A 13,815-nucleotide genomic window follows, 5' to 3' on the forward strand; every position below is an offset into this window, starting at 1 on the left:
GTGGGTTCCTGACCCCTGTGAAGGGTACGGAACCCACAACACCGTGGGTGAACCCACCGTGCGGCGGAAACTTAAGACTCCTTCCACCGCGGACCGGCGTACGGGTGGACGCCCCCGCGCGGGTATCGGCTCGTACCAGGTTGGCCGCGCCGGTCGTCGTGCCGGGCTGAAGACGGAAGCTTGCACAGGTTGTGGTGACTGTGGACTGGTTATTGCTTGTCCACCGTCCCGGGCGGGGGTGCACGGTCAGGCACCTCTGTGCGCGGCTACCCGGCCTCGGATATTCAAGGTTGACTAGTCAAAGTTGATTAGTCAGACTGGCACGCATGATGATCGAAGCGCGCGGGCTCGCGCGGACGTTCAAGACCAAGCGCGGACCGGTGCAGGCCGTCCAGGGGGTCGATCTCGACGTGGCGGACGGCGAGATCGTCGGCTTCCTGGGGCCGAACGGGGCCGGCAAGACCACCACGATGCGGATGCTGGCGACCCTGATCCAGCCGACCGCCGGTATCGCGACCGTGGCCGGGTGTGACCTCGCGCAGGATCCGGTCGGTGTCCGTCGCCGGATCGGGTACGTACCGCAAAGCGGCTCCACACTGCCCGAGGCGATCGCCGGTGACGAGGTCGTCGATCACGCCCGGCTGTACGGCGTACCGAAGGCGAAGGCCGCCGCCGACGGGCAGCGCCTGTTCGAGGAACTCGACCTGCCCGGCCTGTGGCGCCGCCAATGCAAGACGCTGTCCGGCGGTCAGCGCCGGCGGCTGGACATCGTGATGGGCCTGATCCACAACCCGAAGCTGATCTTCCTGGACGAGCCGACCACAGGCCTCGACCCGCAGGCGCGGGCCAACCTGTGGGATCACATCCGCGGTCTGCGCGACCGCGGCGCGACCATCTTCCTGACCACGCATTATCTCGACGAGGCCGACGCGCTGTGCGACCGGATCCTGGTCATCGACCACGGCCGGATCGTCGCGTCCGGTACGCCGGAGGACCTCAAGCAGCAGGTCTCCGGGGACGCCGTCCGGCTCAGCCTCGCCGACGCCGCGCAGGCGCCCGCGGTGATGAAGATCGCCGCTGAGCTCGACGGCGCGGTCGATGTCACCACCGAACACGACGTGGTCGGCTTCCGGATTCCCCGCGGCGGCGCCGTACTTCCGTCGCTGCTCCGCCAGATCGATGCCCAGGGCATCGAGTTGCACGGTGTCGAGGTGCATCGGCCGACGCTCGACGACGTGTTCCTGACCATGACCGGCCGCTCACTGCGCGACGAGCGCCCGGCCCCACAGCAGACCGACCCGGAGCAACCGAAGGAGGCCGCGGCGTGACCGTCCTGCGGGATACCTGGATCGTCTTCCACCGGCAGCTGCGGCTGTCGCTGCGCAACCCGATGTGGTCGATCCTGATGCTCAGCCAGCCGTTGATGTACCTGTTCCTGTTCGGCCCGCTCCTGAAGCCGCTGGCCGCTCAGATCAGCCAAGGCACCACCACGAACGCCTACCAGGTGTTCATCCCCGGCCTGATCGTGCAGCTCGGCATCTTCGGCGCGATGTTCGTCGGGTTCGGGCTGATCGCGGAGTACCGCGCCGGCGTGATCGAGGCCGACCGCGTCACCCCGGCGTCCCGCATCGCCTTGATGGCCGGGCGTGTCCTGCGCGACGTCGTCGTGCTGGTCGTGCAGTCGGTGCTGCTCCTGCTCGCCGCTCTCCCGCTCGGTCTCCGGGCCCCGTGGGACGGCGTACTGCTGTCGCTGGTGATCGTCGCGCTGCTCGGCGCCACGTTCGCCGCACTGTCGTACTCGGTCGCGCTCATCACCCGCAGCGAGGACGCCCTCGCGCCGATGCTGAACGGGATCTCGATGCCGCTCCTGCTGCTGTCGGGCATCCTGCTCCCGATGCAGATCGGCCCGACCTGGCTGCAACGCCTGTCCGACATCAGCCCGCTGAAACACGTCGTCACCGGCGTCCGCGCCCTGTTCCGCGGCGACATCACCAGCTCGTCGTCGCTATGGGGCCTGTTCTGGGTGGTACTGCTGACCGTCGTCGGCCTCGCGGTCGGCGCCCGGACCTTCCGCAAGGAATCGTCGTGAGCGTTACAGCTGGTTGAGGGCCGCGACCAGTGCCTCACCGGTCGGCCGATGACTGTCGCGGGCGACCTGGACCTCGACGACGTCCAGCCCGGCGATGGTCGGCGTCAGCGCGGCACGGAGCTCGTCGGCGGTCCGGACCAGCCTGTACGGCGTACCGGTCGCGGCGCACAGTGCGCCGAGGTCGACGTTGTGCGGCGTACCGAAGACGCGCTCGAAGTGGGTCGCGTGGTCCGGATCGCCCTGCTCGAGGGTGGCGAAGATGCCGCCGCCGTTGTCGTTCACGACCACGATTCGCAGGTCGGGCCGGGCCTCGTCCGGCCCGATCACGAGGCCGTTGGCGTCGTGCAGGAAGGCGAGGTCGCCGATCAGGGCGTACGTCGGACCGGCGTTGGCGAGCGCAGCGCCGACCGCGGTCGAGATCGTGCCGTCGATGCCGGCCAGGCCGCGGTTGGCGATCGTCCGGATCGGGACGACCGGGGCGAGGTCGAGGTCGCGGACCGGGTTCGAGGAGGCGACCACGAGCATGCCGTCGGCACCGGCCGCCTCGCCGACGAGTGCCGCGACGCGCGGTCCGCTCAGCCCGTCCGCCAGCACCTTGTCGATCGCCGGGCGGGCGAGCTGGTCGGCTTGCTGCCAGCGCGCGAGCCAGTCGGACGTGTCCGGGGCGGTCACCTCCAGACCGGTCACCACCGCGCGGGCCCGGCGCGCCGGATCCGGCCACAGACCGGTCGGCGACACCACGATCACCTCGATGTCGGGCCGGGCGAGCAGCTTCGAGATCGGCCGTGACAACGTGGGATGCCCGAAGACCAGGACGCGCTCGATCTCGTCGGCGAGCGGGTTCGCCTGCAGCAACAACCGGTACGCCGCAACGACTGCCGGACCGGTCCGCGCCCGGCTCGACGGCTCGGCGAACAGCGGCCACCGGCCCGACTCGGCCGCCAGCCGCGCCGCCTGGGATGCACCGTCGCCGGCCACGACGACGGTCTTCGGCCCGGGCGACACAGCGGTCACCTGCGTGTTCGCGGCGTGCACCGCGGTCCACGGCCCAGTGCTGCGCCCCTCCAGCGGCTCCGGCCACTCCGGACCCTCAGTGGGGACAAGCGGCTCGGCGAGCGGACAGTTGAGCTGCACGGGCCCCGGGTCGGCGGAGCGGGCGCCGACTGCCTTCGCCACGGCGCGGGCGATCTGCGAGCGCCAGTACGCGACCTGGCCGACCTCGCGCACCGGCGTCCCCATCTCGTGGAACAGACGGACCGCGGAGCCGAACACCTTGATCTGGTCGGTCGTCTGGTTCGCACCGCTGCCCCGCAGGGCCGGTGGCCGGTCGGCGCTCAGCACGATGAGCGGGAGGCCGCTGTGCGACGCCTCCAGCACAGCCGGGTGCAGGTTGGCCACCGCAGTACCCGACGTGGTCACCACGGGCACCGGTAGCCCACTCCCCCGCATCAGCCCGATCGCCAGGAACCCCGCCGTACGCTCGTCGATCCGGACGTGCAGCCGCAGCCGCCCGGACCGGTCGGCTTCCGCGAGCGCCAGCGCCAGCGGCGCGCTCCGGGAGCCAGGAGACACCACTGCCTCACGGACGCCGCAGCGGATCAGCTCGTCGACCACAACAGTCGCAAACGCCGTGGACGGGTTCATCCGGCACTCCTTACTCGGGAGAGGCGCTCTTCCCACACCCTCGTCCGTTCCGCGTCCGCACGCGCGGCCTCCAGCAGCTGCGGATCCGGTACGACGGTACGCACCGGCAGGAACCCTTCGACGGGTAGCAGCGGTTCGGCGACCACTTCACGAGTGAACATCGACACCGTGGCCAGGCCACACGCGTAGGGCAGCTCCGGCAGCGCGGCCGCCAGTGCGACGCCTGCCGCGATGCCTATGGAGGTTTCCAGCGCGGACGACACCACTACGGGCAGTCCGATCTGCTCAGCGATGTCCAGGCACGCTCTGACGCCACCTATTGGTTGCACCTTGAGTACGGCGATGTCGGCCGCGTCGAGCTTCTTGACCTTGAGCGGGTCCTCGGCCCGCCGGATCGACTCGTCGGCCGCTATTGGGACGTCGGTACGTCGCCTGAGGTCCGCCAGCTCTTCCACGGTGGCACAGGGCTGCTCGACGTACTCCAGGTCGAATCGCTGCAGTTGCTCGAGGTTGCGTACGGCCTGGTCGACGGACCAGAGCCCGTTGGCATCGATGCGGACCTGTCCGTTGCCGATGGCATCACGTACTGCCTCGATGCGCTCCAGGTCGTCCCGGAGCGTTTGGCCCGGCTCGGCCACCTTCACCTTCGCCGTACTGCAGCCTGATGCTCTGACGAGGCTCGCGGCCTTTTCGGGACCTATGGCCGGGACTGTGCAGTTGACCGGCACTCGGTCGCGCACCGGTGCCGGCCAGCCGTCCTCGGCGGCTTCACGAGCAGCCTGCAGCCAAGACACGCAAGTGGCGTCGTCGTAGTCCAGGAACGGACTCCACTCGGCCCAGCCGGCAGGGCCCTCGAACAGCATGCCCTCACGCGTCGTGATGCCACGGAACTTGTTCTTGAGGCCGATCGAGTACGTGATCACCGCACGCCCTCCAGCAACCGCTGCCGGTCCACCTTGCCCGAGGCAAGCATCGGCAACTCCGGGAGGCTGGTGACCTCCTGCGGGGCCCATGCCCGCGGCAACGTCTCGGACACGAAGTCGCGCAGCTCCTCACGTCCTGGCTCACGGTCGGCGTTGGCGACCACGAAGGCCACCACCTTGGTACCCCACTCGTCGTCCGGTGCGCCGAGTACGACCGCGTCGCGCACGTCCGGATGCTCAAGCAGCCGCGCCTGCACGGTGGTCAGGGTGACGTTCACCCCGCCGGAGATCACCACGTCGTCCACGCGGCCGATCACGCGCAGCCGTCCGTCGACGAACTCTCCACGGTCCTGCGTACGGAACCAGCCGTCCCGCAGCACCTCGGCGGTCAGGTCCGGGCGGAGACGGTACCCGGAGAAGAGTGTGCTGCCCTTGATCATGATGCGGCCCTCGTCCAGGTCCACCGTCGTACCGTCGAGCGGCACACCGGCATACACACAGCCGCTCCCGGTCTCGGTCATGCCGTACGCCGGGATCGCGTGGACGCCGGCCTCCTGCGCGCGATCCTTCAGCGACTGGGGTGTGGAGGCACCGCCGATGATGATCGCGTCGAACTCACGCAGAGCATCCGGATCGGTGTCGAGGTAACGGGCCAACTGGGTCGGGACCATCGCCGTGTAGCGCCGTACGCCGGTCAACTGGCGCGCTGCCTCGGTGAAGCTGCCGTTGGCGATGACTGGTGTCGTACCGGCGACGAGTGAGCGGGTGAGGATCTGCAGGCCGCCGACGAAGTACGGCTTCATCGGCAGCAGCCACTGGCCCGGACCGCCGAGCCGGTCGTGAGTTGCTTCGGCCGACGCGATCAAGGCGTCACGTGAGAGCAGTACGCCTTTGGGCTCGCCGGACGAGCCGGACGTGGTCAGCACCACGGCGGCGCCGTCCTCCAGCGGTGCATCGGGTTGCGCGGCCTGGTGCACGCGCGCCGCCTCGGCTGCGTCCTCCGGCACCGGCGCGAACGGCGTACCGCTGCCGTCCAGCACCTCGGCGAGCGCCGCCAACACCCCGTCCGGCGTCCCCGGAACCAGCCGCAACCTAGTCATGACACTGACGAGCGTACGGCCAGTACGCCGCGTGGTGGCGCCGGACCCCGCGGGCGCGAGAGCGATGCCACACCCCGGCCCGGCTCCGGTACTGCGCCGTACGGCTGACACAATCGACGGTCATGGCCACCCCTGCCCAGTGGATCGAAGGTGCCCGCCCGCGGACCCTGCCCGCGGCGATCGCTCCCGTGCTCGTCGGCACCGGCGCGGCGGCGTACCTGGACGGCTTCGTCTGGTGGAAGGCGCTGCTCGCCCTCGGGGTCGCGCTGGCGCTGCAGATCGGCGTCAACTACGCCAACGACTACAGCGACGGCATCCGCGGTACCGACGAGAACCGGGTCGGCCCGCTACGCCTGGTGGGGTCGAAGGTCGCCACGCCGCGCGCTGTGAAGACCGCTGCGTTCACCTGCTTCGGCGTCGGCGCAGTACTAGGTGTGGTGCTGTGCGCTACCACCACCTGGTGGCTTCTGCTCGCCGGTGCCGCGTCGCTGCTCGGTGCGTGGTTCTACACCGGCGGCAAGCGGCCGTACGGGTACCGCGCGCTCGGTGAAGTCAGCGTGTTCCTGTTCTTCGGGCTGGTCGCCGTGCTCGGTACGACGTACGTCCAGGCTGAGACGCTGAGCTGGACGGCCGTCGCCGGGGCTGTGTCGGTCGGGGCGATCGCCTGCGCGCTGCTGGTCGCGAACAACCTCCGCGACATCCCCACGGACACCGAGACCGGCAAGCGCACGCTGGCAGTCGTGCTGGGCGCCGCCCTCTCCCGCCGCTTCTACGCCGCGCTCCTGGCCCTCGCGTTCCTCCTGGCCGCAGTCTCCGTCCTGGCCACCCCGTGGACCCTCCTGGCCTTCATCGCCCTCCCCCTGGCGATCAAGTCCACCCGAATAATCCTGAGCGACGCGGTCGGACCTGCCCTCATCCCGGTCCTCAAGTACACCGGCCTCACCGAACTCCTCTACGCCATCGGCCTCGCAGTAGGCCTCGCCTTGGGATCCCGATGACACTGCCCACCCCCACGCTGCGCACGGATCGCTTGCGACTGCGTCCCTTCGCGGAGGCGGACGGGGACGATCTCTACGCGATGCACAGCGACACCTTCGTGATGCGCTACTGGGACGCACCGCCGTGGGCGGGGCCGGAGCGCGTCGAGCGGTTCTTGGCGGGGTGCCGCCAGATGGCGGAGGAAGGCACCGGAGCTCGGCTGGCTGTCGAGCGGGACGGGGCGTTCCTCGGGTGGTGCAGCCTGACGCAGTGGAATCCGGCGTACCGGAGTGCGTCGCTGGGCTACTGCTACAACGAGAAGGCCTGGGGCCACGGGTACGCCACCGAAGCCGCGCGCGCCGTACTGACCTGGGCGTTCGACACCCTCGACCTCAACCGCGTCCAGGCCGAGGCCGACACCCGCAACATCGCCTCCGCCCGCGTCCTGGAGAAACTCGGCTTCCAGCGCGAAGGCACCCTCCGCGAGGACTGCGTCGTCAACGGCGACGTCTCCGACTCCTGGGTCTACGGCCTCCTCCGCCGCGAGTGGCCCGCCTGATCCTTACCGGGCCGTGTGTGTTTGGGGAGTTCTCCTCGTCGTTTCAGGTGCGCTGCACTCCCCAGTCGCAGCTTGTGGGGGGAGGGTTAGGTGGGTTCGGTCCAGTGGCCGGTGGTGGCGAAGGTTTCGAGGGTGGTGGTGTACGGCGTGATGTCGATGCCGGCCGTCCGCAACCACGTGTCGTCGTAGTACGTGTTGCCGTACCGCTCGCCGCTGTCGCACAGCAAGGTGACGATGCTGCCGCGGGTGCCGGTACGGCGCATCTCGGCGGCCAACCGGAGCGCACCCCACAGATTCGTACCGGTGGAACCGCCGACGAGCCGCCCGGTGACACGGGAGCAGAATCGCATCGCGGCGATCGACGCGGCGTCCGGGACCGAGATCATCCGGTCGACCACGCCGAGCACGAACGACGGCTCGACCCGAGGCCGGCCGATGCCCTCGATCCGGGACGGCCGACCGGTGGAGAACTCGTCGTCACCGGCCTCGAACGCGGGGAAGAACGCCGAGTTCTCCGGGTCCACCACCGCGACCGACGTGTCGTGCCGCTGGTAGCGCACGTATCGCCCGATCGTGGCCGACGTACCGCCGGTGCCCGCGCCGACCACGATCCAGGTCGGCACCGGGTGCTGTTCGAGGGACATCTGGTCGAAGATCGACTCGGCGATGTTGTTGTTGCCCCGCCAGTCCGTCGCACGCTCGGCGTACGTGAACTGGTCCATGTAGTGGCCGCCGGTCTCCTCGGCCAGCCGCTTGGCCTCGCCGTAGATCTGGCCGGAGCGCTCCACGAAGTGACAGCGGCCACCGTAGAACTCGATCAGCTCGACCTTCTCCGGGCTGGTCGAGCGTGGCATCACGGCCACGAACGGCAGCCCGAGCAGCCGGGCGAAGTACGCCTCGCTGACCGCGGTGGACCCGCTGGACGCCTCGATCACCGTGGTGCCCTCGTGGATCCAGCCGTTGCACAGCGCGTACAGGAACAGGGACCGGGCCAGCCGGTGCTTGAGCGAGCCGGTGGGGTGCACGGACTCGTCCTTCAGGTACAGGTCGACGCCGAACGCCTCCGGCATCGGGAACACGTGCAGGTGCGTGTCGGCGCTCCGGTTGGCGTCGGCGTCCACGATCCGGATCGCCTCGGAGACCCACGCCCGCGCCTTCTCGTCCCGCCGGTCGACCTCGCGGCACACCCCGTCTGCCTCACTCATGCGGGTCAGGCTAGGACGTTCGGCGCGATTTGAGTATTCCTACGCTCCGCAACCGGCGTGCCGAACCGCGAGGATCGATCGCATGACCGAACTCCGGACCCGGTACGACGAGGAGCGCCGCCGATGATCCCGCTCGGAGCGATCCACTTCTCGCCCGCCGAGGTGGCAATGATCCTGGCGATCGTCGTCGCCGGGGCGATCGTCTTCGCGCTCCCGGCAACCCTCACGCTGGCCTGGATCGGCCACCGCCGCGCCGACCGGCACCCTGGGGCGGCCGCGTTCTGGTACTGGCTCGCCGGTACGGGACTGTCACTCGCGACGACCGGGCTGGCGGCACAGCAGGACCTCGGCTGGTGGGCGGTGCCGCTCGGGTGGGTACCGACGCTGCTGGTCGCGGCCCTGCTCAACCCCCGCTGGCCCCGCCGGAGAGCTAGGTTGGGAGCAACGACCACCGGGCAGCAGAGGGAACGATGAGCGACAGCACCGACCGGCCGGCGCGGCAGCGGGTGACCCTGACCGACATCAGCTCGCGGGCGTGGGAGCACCCCGCAGACCGGGGCGCGCTGGTCGCGCTGCGGCAGCTGAAGGGCTTCGACTACGTCTTGCGCAAGATGTCCGGGATGATCAACGAGCGGGCCTTCCGGCTGCAGTTCCTCGGCGGGGCGATCCGGGTCGACGAGCGCCAGTTCCCGACCGTGCACCGGCTCTTCACCGAGGCCGGATCGACGCTCGACGTCCGCCGGCTGCCCGAGCTGTACGTCACCAACAGCCCGATCTGGAACGCGGTCACGATCGGCATGGACAAGCCGTTCATCGTGGTGAACAGCGCCCTCGTGCAGGGCCTGGACGAGGAGGAGCTGCGGTTCGTCCTCGGCCACGAGCTGGGCCATGCCCAGAGCGGCCACGCCCTGTACCAGTCGCTGCTGCTGTGGTTGATGCGCCTCACCGGGGCCGTCGGCTGGATGCCGATCGGTGCGCTGGGTCTGCGCGCGATCATCGCCGCCCTGCACGAGTGGTCCCGCAAGGCGGAACTGTCCGGGGACCGGGCCGGGTTGCTCGCGGTCCAGGACCCGGCGGTCGCGCTGCGCGTCCAGATGAAGCTCGCCAGCGGCGGTCAGCTCGGCGAACTCGACACCACCGCGTTCCTTGCCCAGGGCACGGAGTACGAGAGCGCCGGCGACCTGCGCGACAGCGTGCTGAAGCTGCTGCTGCTGGAGGCGCAGTCGCACCCGATGGCCGTGATCCGCGCGCACGAGCTGCGCCGCTGGGTCGACGAGGGCGAGTACACGACGATCGTCTCCGGCGACTACCCGAAGCGCCAGGACGACGCCGACGCGTCGATCTCGCAGGAGGCGAAGAACGCCGCCAAGTCCTACACCGACGCGTTCAACCGCTCCCAGGACCCGCTGGCCAAGTTCCTGCGCGATCTCGGCGACGGGCTCGGCGGCGTCCGCGACTGGGTGTCGTCGCGGTTCCCACCCCGCAGCTGAGCAACGAAACCCGTTCGCGCGCAGGCCCCGGCGCGAGGCATCCTGTCGGCTGTGATCGACGTACGAGACATCGGCCCGGACGACTGGCAGGTGTGGCGCGACCTGCGTCTCGCCGCGCTGAAGGAGGCGCCGTACGCCTTCGGTTCGCAGTACGCGGACTGGGTGGACGCGCCCGAGGAACGCTGGCGCGAGCGACTGTCCGTGCCCGGCACCTGCCAGGTGATCGCGTCGATCGACGGTACGCCGATGGGCATGGCCGGCGGCTTCCCGACCGAGCACGGGCCTGAGCTGGTGTCGATGTGGGTCGCGCCCGAGGGGCGCGGCCGGGGCGTCGGCGACGCGCTGATGACCGCGGTCGAGGAGTGGGCCCGCGGCACCGGCGCCACCACGCTGCGACTTTCAGTTGCGCCAGGCAACGATCCGGCGCACGACCTGTACCTGCGCCACGGGTACGTCGACACCGACGAGCTCGGCGACCTGATGCCGGACGGTGTCCGCCGCGAACTGGTCATGCGCAAACACCTCTGAGACAGCCCGGAGGCAAGACGAGGGGCCCGCCTCCCCCTCCCGGAAGCGGGCCCCTCGGACTCGTGCTGTCGATCAGCCCATGTGGACCGTGGTCTGGCCGTCGGTGGCCAGGTCCTTGTGCTTGATCGACAGGCCGATCAGCGTGACGACGGCCGCGCCGAGCGCCAGGAACGCCGACCAGATGAACGCCCGGGTGAAGCCGTGCGTCGTGGCGACCGCCGTGAGCTGCTGCTTCAGCTGCTCGAGCTGCTCCGGCGACTGGCCGGACTGCGCCGCCTTCTGCAGCTCCGGCGCCAGCTCGGTGAACCGGTCCTTGATCGCGTTGGTGGAGATCGTGCCCAGCAGCGCCAGGCCGACCGCACCACCGATCTGCTGCACGGTGTTCAGCACCGCGGAGCCGACCCCGGAGTCCTCGGCCGCGACGCCGCTGACCGCGGTCAGCGTGAGCGGGACGAAGATCAGGCCCATACCGAACGCCAGCACCAGGATGTACGGCAGCAGGTGCGTCAGGTACGACGAGTCGATCTCGAGCCGGCTGAACCCGAACATACCGGCCGCGACGAACACGCCACCGGCGCCGGAGATCCACCGCGGGTCGACCCGCGCCACCAGCGTCGACGCGACCTGCGCCGCGATCACGATGCCCGCGCTGAACGGCAGGAACGACAGACCGGTCTTGATCGCGCTGTACCCCATGATCGACTGCACGAAGATGCCCAGGAAGTAGAACATCGAGAACATCGCCGCACCGACCACGAGCATCACGAAGAAGCTCACGCCGCGGGTCCGGTTCGCGAGGATCCGGAACGGCATCAGCGCGTGCCGCGACCGCGCCTCGATCGTCAGGAACAGGCCGAGCAGCGCCAGACCGGCGAAGATGAAGATCAGCGTCCAGGTGTCGCCCCAGCCGTCGGTGGCGGCGTGCGTCAGGCCGTAGACCAGCGAGGTCAGACCGACGGTGCCGGTGATCGCACCGGGCAGGTCGAACTTGCCGGTCTGCCGCTCCGACTCACCCAGGAAGCGGAACGCGAGGACGGCGACCAGCAGGCCGATCGGCGTGTTGATGAAGAACGTCCAGCGCCAGTCCGCCTCGGTCAGCGCACCGCCGAGAATCAGACCGATCGCGGCGCCGGCCCCGGACATCGCGGCGTACACGGCCATCGCGCGGTTGCGCTCCTTGCCGGCCGGGAACGTCGTGGTGATCAGCGCCAGTGCGTTCGGTGAGGCGGCCGCGGCCGCGACCCCCTGCGCGATCCGGCTGGCCAGCAGCACGCCCTCGCTCTGCGCGATACCGCCGACGAACGACGCCAGACCGAACAGCACGACACCGAACACGAACACCTTGCGGCGCCCGACGATGTCACCGATCCGGCCGCCGAGCAGCAGCAGACCGCCGAAGGCCAGCGCGTACGCGTTGACCACCCACGGCAGCGTCGCGTCGCTGAAGCCGAGCTCGCCCTTGATGTGCGGCAGCGCGATGTTCACGATCGTGCCGTCCAGCACCACCATCAACTGCGCCATCGAGATCAGCGCGAGTGCGATCCCGAGATTGCGGTGGCCGTGCCCCTTCGGCTCGGCCGTCGTCACTGCGCCGGTCGGCCGGTCCGGCCGATCGGCGTCGATGACTTCTTCGGACATGTGAATTTTCCCCTCTTGGGCAGACAGTGCCTCTGGAACGTGCGGTTTGCCGCGGACCGGCCCCGCACCGGTCAGCTCACCTGCGACCCCCGCGCCGCAGGCAGGATCACGTGGTCGATCACGCGGAGGATCAGGTCGTCGGTGGGCGCCACGCCGAGGATGTAGGCGTGGTGGATGATGACCGCCGGCAACGTCACCGCGAGCAGCGCGACGTCGACGTCGGGCCCGATCTCGCCACGCTCGACAGCCCGCTGGTACACCTGGCTGGTCAGCGCGTTCCGCGGAGCCAGGAAGCGCTCGCGGAAGGCCTTCTGCAGGTCCTCGTCGCGGTGCAGCGCGGTGAGCAGCCCGGCGACCACCGACATCGGCAGCTCGTCGGTGAAACCTCCGTCACCGCAGGCCAGGGCGATCAGGTCACCGCGCAGGCTGCCGGTGTCGACGGCCTCCGGCATCGCGCAGCCCTTGGCCCGGCTGATCGCGTCGACGACCAGCTCCGCCTTGGTGGACCAGCGCCGGTACAGCGTCGCCTTGCTGGCCTTCGCCGCGGTCGCGACCGCGTCCATGGTCAGCCGGTCGTAGCCGAGCTCGGCCACCGTCGCCACGGTCGCGTCGAGGATCTCCTCCTCCCGGCCGCCTTCGACCCGAGGCCGCTGACGCGCGCCCACCATCTCCACCTGAAATCACCTTGTGTAGTCGTCAGATCACGGATAGAACGAAACGGTTTCGTTTCATCCATCACGGTACGACTCATGTGAAGGAACGCACAAATGATTTACGGCAAGTTCTGCTCGTGGCGTACGTCACTCTCCGTACCAGTGCCCACGCTGGTACGCCGCCGTACGACAAGCCGGCGTACTACACCAAGATCGACGACCGGAGCTCCCGCGCCCGGCACCGCGAGGTCGTCGCGTGATGGCAAACGGCTCGGCCACCACACCCACCGAGTCGTGAACATCGGCTGCCTGGAGCGGGTTGCTCGCGGGTGAGCTGAACGCTCGCGGCCGAGAACGGCTCTTCCTCGACGTGGGTGTTTCCCCCACACTCGACGCCCCACCAAGCCAAGCCCCACCCTCGACGCACCGTGGGTTCACCCACCGTGTTGTGGGTTCCCAACCCGTGTGAACGGTGAGGAACCCACAACACCGTGGGTCAACCCACCTTGTTGGGGTCGACCGCTGCTCGTGCTGTACGTGCCGCTGCGAACGTCCGCGCCAACCGCCGCGACCTGCACCCAAGCCTCGCCCCAACCCTCGCCCCAACCCTCGGCGACCCGGACTCGCTGGGAAACAAATGTGCACCTGATGACGAAAAGGTTCCCAGCGAGCGGCTGGCCGAGGCGACCCCCACACCGAGTCGCGGAAACGGCTCCGCCCCCACCCACCGAGTCGCGGAAACGGCTCCGCCTGCTCACATCGAGTCGTGGAAACGGCTCTGCCCGCTCACATCGAGTCGTGGAAAACGGCTCCCGAACCACTCGTCGAGTCGTGAAGTTTGGCTGCCGGCCACTGCCATTCCCCACGACTCGGCGACCACCACGCCGAGCCCGCGGGCGAACCGACGATGAGCCAGACGCCGTCCAGCACCACCCGCCACTCGACACGGCGTGGGTTCACCCACAGCGTTGTGGGTTCCTGACCCGTGTGAACGGTCAGGAACCCACA

Annotated in this window: 15 protein-coding genes; 8 read left to right on the plus strand and 7 right to left on the minus strand. The window is 69.5% G+C overall.

Features of this window, described 5'->3' with window-relative positions; translation table 11 throughout:
• Positions 1-326 precede the first annotated feature (326 nt).
• A complete protein-coding gene (locus AB0B82_RS34430) occupies positions 327-1,328 on the plus strand; it encodes an ATP-binding cassette domain-containing protein (RefSeq protein ID WP_360178465.1) in 1,002 nt (333 codons plus the stop codon).
• Positions 1,325-2,089, plus strand: coding sequence for an ABC transporter permease (locus AB0B82_RS34435; RefSeq protein ID WP_360178468.1), 765 nt, complete (start codon positions 1,325-1,327; stop codon positions 2,087-2,089). Before AB0B82_RS34430 ends, AB0B82_RS34435 begins: the two co-directional genes overlap by 4 nt.
• Before the next feature lie 3 nt (positions 2,090-2,092).
• Here AB0B82_RS34435 and menD read toward each other — a convergent pair whose 3' ends face one another.
• From menD to menE, 3 genes are read right to left on the minus strand one after another with little or no spacing between them, the layout of a single operon-like run.
• Entirely contained in the window at positions 2,093-3,733 is a 1,641-nt protein-coding gene (gene menD / locus AB0B82_RS34440; RefSeq protein WP_360178471.1) for a 2-succinyl-5-enolpyruvyl-6-hydroxy-3-cyclohexene-1-carboxylic-acid synthase, read from the minus strand.
• Positions 3,730-4,656, minus strand: coding sequence for an o-succinylbenzoate synthase (locus tag AB0B82_RS34445; protein WP_360178474.1), 927 nt, complete (start codon positions 4,654-4,656; stop codon positions 3,730-3,732). Before AB0B82_RS34445 ends, menD begins: the two co-directional genes overlap by 4 nt.
• Positions 4,653-5,756, minus strand: a complete 1,104-nt coding sequence (gene menE, locus AB0B82_RS34450; protein ID WP_360178477.1) for an o-succinylbenzoate--CoA ligase — start codon at positions 5,754-5,756, stop codon at positions 4,653-4,655. The genes AB0B82_RS34445 and menE overlap by 4 nt, the downstream gene beginning before the upstream one ends.
• Positions 5,757-5,878: 122 nt before the next feature.
• Between menE and AB0B82_RS34455 the strand changes: the two genes are divergently transcribed.
• Both AB0B82_RS34455 and AB0B82_RS34460 read left to right on the plus strand, forming a co-directional pair.
• The gene (locus tag AB0B82_RS34455) at positions 5,879-6,754 is read left to right on the plus strand and encodes a 1,4-dihydroxy-2-naphthoate polyprenyltransferase (RefSeq protein WP_360178480.1); all 876 of its coding nucleotides are present in this window, start codon (positions 5,879-5,881) and stop codon (positions 6,752-6,754) included.
• Positions 6,751-7,293: a GNAT family protein gene (locus tag AB0B82_RS34460; RefSeq protein WP_360178483.1), complete on the plus strand. Its 543-nt coding sequence runs from the start codon at positions 6,751-6,753 to the stop codon at positions 7,291-7,293. The genes AB0B82_RS34455 and AB0B82_RS34460 overlap by 4 nt, the downstream gene beginning before the upstream one ends.
• 86 nt (positions 7,294-7,379) lie before the next feature.
• Here AB0B82_RS34460 and AB0B82_RS34465 read toward each other — a convergent pair whose 3' ends face one another.
• Positions 7,380-8,498: a PLP-dependent cysteine synthase family protein gene (locus tag AB0B82_RS34465; protein ID WP_360178486.1), complete on the minus strand. Its 1,119-nt coding sequence runs from the start codon at positions 8,496-8,498 to the stop codon at positions 7,380-7,382.
• Between the two features lie 123 nt (positions 8,499-8,621).
• Between AB0B82_RS34465 and AB0B82_RS34470 the strand changes: the two genes are divergently transcribed.
• The 3 genes from AB0B82_RS34470 to AB0B82_RS34480 are packed head-to-tail and all read left to right on the plus strand — an operon-like array spanning position 8,622 to position 10,516.
• A complete protein-coding gene (locus tag AB0B82_RS34470) occupies positions 8,622-8,972 on the plus strand; it encodes a hypothetical protein (RefSeq protein WP_360178489.1) in 351 nt (116 codons plus the stop codon).
• Complete coding sequence (locus AB0B82_RS34475) at positions 8,969-9,988, plus strand: M48 family metallopeptidase (protein ID WP_360178492.1); 1,020 nt, start codon at positions 8,969-8,971, stop codon at positions 9,986-9,988. Before AB0B82_RS34470 ends, AB0B82_RS34475 begins: the two co-directional genes overlap by 4 nt.
• Before the next feature lie 51 nt (positions 9,989-10,039).
• On the plus strand, positions 10,040-10,516 hold the full coding sequence (locus AB0B82_RS34480) for a GNAT family N-acetyltransferase (protein WP_360178495.1): 477 nt from the start codon (positions 10,040-10,042) through the stop codon (positions 10,514-10,516).
• A gap of 72 nt (positions 10,517-10,588) precedes the next feature.
• Here AB0B82_RS34480 and AB0B82_RS34485 read toward each other — a convergent pair whose 3' ends face one another.
• Together AB0B82_RS34485 and AB0B82_RS34490 are read right to left on the minus strand one after the other, a co-directional pair.
• Positions 10,589-12,154 carry an MFS transporter gene (locus AB0B82_RS34485; RefSeq protein ID WP_360178497.1) on the minus strand — a complete coding sequence of 522 codons (1,566 nt, stop codon included), beginning with the start codon at positions 12,152-12,154 and terminating at the stop codon, positions 10,589-10,591.
• A gap of 71 nt (positions 12,155-12,225) precedes the next feature.
• Positions 12,226-12,822: a TetR-like C-terminal domain-containing protein gene (locus tag AB0B82_RS34490; RefSeq protein ID WP_360178506.1), complete on the minus strand. Its 597-nt coding sequence runs from the start codon at positions 12,820-12,822 to the stop codon at positions 12,226-12,228.
• Positions 12,823-12,944: 122 nt separating this feature from the next.
• Here AB0B82_RS34490 and AB0B82_RS34495 point away from each other — a divergent pair, with 122 nt between their 5' ends.
• Complete coding sequence (locus AB0B82_RS34495; protein WP_360178500.1) at positions 12,945-13,067, plus strand: hypothetical protein; 123 nt, start codon at positions 12,945-12,947, stop codon at positions 13,065-13,067.
• A 526-nt stretch (positions 13,068-13,593) separates the two neighbouring features.
• On the opposite strand, the gene AB0B82_RS34500 is transcribed toward AB0B82_RS34495, so the two are convergent.
• Positions 13,594-13,815, minus strand: a 222-nt coding sequence (locus AB0B82_RS34500) for a hypothetical protein (RefSeq protein ID WP_360178503.1), incomplete at its 5' end; no start/stop codon positions are given.

Source organism: Kribbella sp. NPDC048915, assembly GCF_040649595.1.
GTDB lineage: Bacteria > Actinomycetota > Actinomycetes > Propionibacteriales > Kribbellaceae > Kribbella.